Below are 5,578 nucleotides of genomic sequence, written 5' to 3' on the forward strand. Positions count from 1 at the left end.
TAACAGAAAATTAATAACGAAAACTATCGAAGAATTAGAAGAATTTGAAAAATGAAAATAGTTTTTAATTAGGATTTGAAAATGCCGAAAGAATATAGCGAAAGATTTTTGCAAGATAAAGTTATTGAACTATTCAAAAATATTGGCTATAAATATTTAAGTCCAGAAGACGCTCTTAAAGAAAGAGGAGGCGATAACGGAAATGTTATTCTTAAAAATATTCTTGAAAATCAAATGAATAAATTTAATTATTTCGTTTACGATGATAAAAAACATAAATTCTCCGAAGAAAACATTAAACGGGCTATAGACGATTTGGATGTCCCGCTAACAAACGGATATTTAACTGCAAACGAAAAAATAACGGAAAAACTTCTTAAAGGCGAAGGTTATAAAGAAAAAGTCGGAGGCAAAAGCGAAAGTTTTAATATTTATTATATAGATTTTAATAATATCGAAAATAACGCGTTTCATATAACGGAAGAGTTTGAAGTAAAAAGACAAAATACGGAAGAAAAAGAAAAAACGAGAAGACCAGATTTGGTAATATTTATAAACGGAATACCGCTCGGAATAATAGAACTTAAAAAGGCAAGCGTCAGTATAGACGATGCGATAGAGCAAATGATTAGAAATCAAAACGAGGGAGAGATAAGACGGTTATTTAAATTCTCTCAATTATTACTATGCGCAAATGACGAAAGTATAAAATACGCGACCGCTGGAACGAATAAAAAATTTTATTCCGTTTGGCATAATAAAGAAGATGACGGAAAAATAAAAGAAAAATTAAACGGAATCATTAAAGACAGAAAGATAGACGAAATAGACATAACATTATATTCGCTATTTGAAAAAGAAAGATTTTTAGATATTTTGGAATATTTTATAATATTTGACGGAAACGATAAAAAAGTCGCAAGATATAATCAATACTTTGCAATCAAAAAAACTATCAAAAGAATAAATAATATAAGAGACGGAAAAAGAGACGGAGGCGTTATTTGGCATACGCAGGGAAGCGGAAAAAGTCTCACTATGTCGATGCTTACAAAAATTATATCGAGAAAAATAAAGGGTGCAAAGGTTGTGGTTGTAACCGACAGAATAGATTTGGACGAACAAATAAATAAAACTTTTCAAAGCACTTCAATATCCGTTAATAAGGCTAATTCGGGAAAACATTTAGTAAATCTAATAAAAAATAATAAATCGGTAATAACTACCGTAATAAATAAATTTGAAAAAGCGTTCGATGAAAAAATTAAAATAGATTCTCCCGATATATTCGTTTTGGTTGACGAAAGCCATAGAACTCAATACGGAGATTTGGCAAATAAAATGCGAAAAGTTTTTCCAAACGCATGCTATATAGGTTTTACGGGAACGCCATTATATAAAGCGGAAAAAAGCACGGCTAAAAAATTCGGCGGTTTTATAGATTGCTATACGATAAGAGACGGTTTGCGAGATAAAGTAATCGTTCCTCTGTATTACGAAAGCAGATTAATAAATTTAAAAATTTTAGACGAAGAAGGCTTGGACGAAAGATACGAATTAATCACTAAAGATTTTACCGAAGAACAAAAAAGCGATTTGCAAAATAAAAGAGTGAAAGAAAATACTATAAACCAAAACTATAACCGATTGATGAAATTGGCTTCCGATATAACGAAACATTACGAAAAGAATTTGAAAGACACGGATTTTAATTCTATGCTTGCCGTTTCAAGCAAATTCCAAGCTTTGAAAATGAAAGAAATTTTTGACGAATATCATAATTTGGAAACCGAAGTTATTATATCCTCCGAAGCGTCAGAAAGCGAAGAAGATAAAATTACGGAAAATAAAAAATATGTTTCTAAAAAATGGAAAGAACTTTATGGCAAATATACGAATGACGAAAGAAAATATAACGATGAAATAATAAAGAAATTCAAAAGCGGAGATATAGATATACTTATAGTTGTGGACAAACTTTTAACGGGATTTGACGCGCCGAAAGCCCAAGTTTTATATATGGATAAAGAATTGAAAGACCATGCGCTTTTACAGGCAATAGCACGAGTAAATAGAACTCATGAAGGCAAAGATTTCGGAATATTGATAGATTATAGAGGCTTATTAAAAAATTTAGATTTGGCTTTAAATAAATACGATAAACTTGCAAATTACGATTCTGAAGATATAGACGGAGCGGTTTTCGACTTAAAAGAAAAAATAGAAGAATTCAAAAAGTCCTACAACGAGCTAATAGAATTTTTGCCAGAATTAAAATCGAATAAAACGGATAAATTATCAATATGCAGAGATTCGCTTTCCGAAAAAGAAAAAAGAGAAAAATTTTATAATCTGTTTTCCAAATATTCCAAACTTTTAAATATTTGTCAATTTAGCGAAAGTTTTTTAGAAAGTTTTAACGAAGAGGAAATAAAATCTTATAAAGAATTATTTAAATTATGCGTTGATTTGAGAAAAAGTTTAAGATTAAAACATAACGAGGCGATAGATTTTAAAGAATACGAATCTAAAATGCAAAAATTATACGACACATTTATTGGAACGGAAACTAAAGTAAAAGTTCTTAATCAAATTCCTAATATTTTGAGTCAAGATTTTGAAAAAGAAATAGAATGTTTGGGAGATGCAAAAGCTGATGCGATATTAAACGCGGCTAACGATATGATAAAAGAAAAGATGGAAGAGAATCCCGCTTTCTACGAAAAACTTTCCGAGAAAATAAAACGAATAATAAAAGATTATGAGAGCAAAAGAATAAGCAAAGAGAATTTTTTAAAAGAAGCGTTAAAAATAAAATTGGAATTAGCGGGAGAAAGTTACGAAGAAAATATTAAATACGATGAAAAAATAAGAGATAATAAATGCGCGAGAGCCGTTTACGATAATACGGAAAAATATATTAAAGACAAGGAAACATTAATAGAATTTTCATTATTCGTTGACGAACTTTTTAAATCAAAAAGTAAAAAACCAGATTGGCAAGATAGTTCTGATATAATGAAAAGTATAGAAGGCGAAATAGATGATAGATTAAGCGATTTGGAAGACGAAAACAAAATTGAAAAATTGGATAACGAAACCGTAATCGATTTTCTACAAATATTAAGAAAAATAGGTTTGAAAGCGTATTCTTAAACGGTTAATAATTAATGAACGAAATTATAATAAAATATAAAAGAATAAAAAATATATACATAAGAGTAAAACCCGATTTGAATATTCATGTAACCGCTCCGAAAAGAGTAGCAAAAAAATATATAAAAGAAATTATTGAAAAACGAAAAGAATGGATTGAAGAGCGAATCGAAACGATGCAAAAAAAGAATATTCATGACATTTCTATTAAAAAACTCGAGGACGGAAACGAAATATTTTATTTGGGAAAAAGTTATATGCTTAAAACGATAAAAAGCAAAAGAGAAAATATAATACTTGCGGGGAGAATAATGTATATGTATGTCAATATTAAAAACGATTTGCAAAATAACGAAAACATTAATAAAAGAAAAAAAGAAGTGCTGCTCGATATATGGTATAAAAAAGAAGCGATAAAACTTTTTGACGAATTAATAAAAAAATATTCTTCGTTAATGAATATAAAAGTCGAAACATTTACGGTGAAAAAATTAAAATCAAAATGGGGTTCATGCGATACCGTTAAAAAACATATAGTTTTGAATTTGGAATTAATTAAATATCCGATTCATGCGATAGAATATATAATTTTACATGAAATGGCTCATTTAATATATCCGAATCATAGCAAAAATTTTTATAATACTGTCGCTTTATATATGCCCGAATGGAAAAAAGCGAAAATAATACTCGACACTTTTTTTGATATATGATTCCAATAATTTATTATGTTTAGTTGCGCTTAAAAGTAATATTGACAAGAAGATTATTTTATATACTATATTATTTATGAATTTTTATCTTAAGTAAGTTTTTAGAAAATTAAAATAAATTCAAAAAATTAAGATAATTATTTAATATCATAAAAATAAATTTAATTAGGATAATATAATGAATACGAATAAAAAAATAATGAAATCGGTTATAAATAAAACTCCGAATGTGGAAAAAATAACTCAATTAATTATAGCAGCTCTTTTATATATTTTCACTTTAGTTTTGGTTTTTCCAACATATACGCAAAATATAACGATTCCAGCTATAGGCGAAATAGTTAACGAACCGCTTACATTGAAACGAACGGTTAGATACGAAAACAAAGAGGAAACAGAAAAACTTATAAATTATTCAAAAGCGAATATAAGACCAATATTTGAAATGCCGATGATTATAAGAGAAAGGACAATTTCAAACATCGGCGAAGTATTTTCTTTTATTAACGAATCTTCAGAAAAATACTCCGCAAACGATATTGACGAAGTTTCAAATTTTGTTTCTATAGATGAAATGTATAACGAATTTTCTAAAAAGTTTAATTTGAGCGTTAGCAAATCGGTTTTTTCAAACGCGATAATAGACAATTTGAATAATTTGGAATACGAAGAAAAAATTAAAGAGACGATAAACGATTTTTTTGAAGCGGGAATAATATCGAGAAGAAATTTGAACCCCGAAACTTTAAGACTAATTCAAAATAACGGAATATTCGTTTATAAATTTAACGACTCGGTAATAGAAGAAAAAATAGTTCCAAGAAATAGAGTTCGTTTTTTGGAAGATTTGCGTTCGGAATTAGGCTCTATAATAGGCTCTAAATATAGAGAACTTAACGCTTTCAATATAAATACTCTATCGTCTTTAACAGGCGCGTTTTTGCAAGATAATTTGATTTACGATTCCGACAGAACTCAAGCGGAAATTGATAAAGTTTCGACAACGGTAGAACCCATTTACACGACTATAAAAGCGGGTTATCCTATTTTGGAAAAAGGAGAGAGAGTCAACGAAGAAAAAGTAAATTTATTAAGATATATATTAAACGACAATAATTTTTTCAGTTTTAATATTACGATTTTGATAGGGCAGATATTTTTTACTTTTCTTTTATTTCTATCTCTCGGATTTATTATTTTTAGATTCAATGTCGATTTTTATACGAATTTCAAAAACTATTTGCTATTTTGCTTTGAATATATATTTATTATGATTACCGCTTATGTATGCAAAAATTATATATCGAACGGAATTATAAACGAAAATCTGCCGTTTTATATTTATACTTTTATACCGATGTTTGCAATTTTGAATTCTTTGCTTGGAGCGAGAAGAGGAATATCTTCAATAGTTACTTTATGCGTAACGGTTTTAGCCGCAAATATGGCTCAAGCGGGAATATTTGAAACTTTTTCGTTATTTATCGGCTCGACTATAGTTTCGATAATTTCAAAAAAGATAGTCAATAGAAACGGAGTTTTATGGCTCGGCTTTTATTTGGGAATATATTTAAGTTTGATTTCGCTTGTAAATATGTTTTTAACCAACGATATTCATTTTAATTATATTGTTTTTATACTCTCTTTTACGAGCGGAATGATACAGGCTGTTTTGGTTAAGTCAAGTTTTCCGTATTTTTCGGGTTTTT

At 28.4% G+C, this 5,578-nt stretch carries 2 protein-coding genes and 1 pseudogene; all 3 read left to right on the forward strand.

The window, feature by feature from the left end; genetic code table 11:
• Positions 1-81 precede the first annotated feature (81 nt).
• A complete protein-coding gene (locus EZH24_RS06555; RefSeq protein WP_137998331.1) occupies positions 82-3,156 on the forward strand; it encodes a type I restriction endonuclease subunit R in 3,075 nt (1,024 codons plus the stop codon).
• Between the two features lie 14 nt (positions 3,157-3,170).
• A complete protein-coding gene (locus EZH24_RS06560) occupies positions 3,171-3,869 on the forward strand; it encodes a M48 family metallopeptidase (protein ID WP_137998332.1) in 699 nt (232 codons plus the stop codon).
• Between the two features lie 178 nt (positions 3,870-4,047).
• Positions 4,048-5,578, forward strand: a pseudogene (locus tag EZH24_RS06565) (HD family phosphohydrolase); the annotation flags it as partial.

Source organism: Brachyspira catarrhinii (assembly GCF_005518285.1).
Lineage (GTDB): Bacteria > Spirochaetota > Brachyspiria > Brachyspirales > Brachyspiraceae > Brachyspira > Brachyspira catarrhinii.

Excerpts from the sequence above, each read along its gene's own strand:
- EZH24_RS06555 (WP_137998331.1), top strand. The coding sequence starts at position 82 with ATGCCGAAAGAATATAGCGAAAGATTTTTGCAAGATAAAGTTATTGAA.
- EZH24_RS06560 (WP_137998332.1), top strand. The coding sequence starts at position 3,171 with ATGAACGAAATTATAATAAAATATAAAAGAATAAAAAATATATACATA.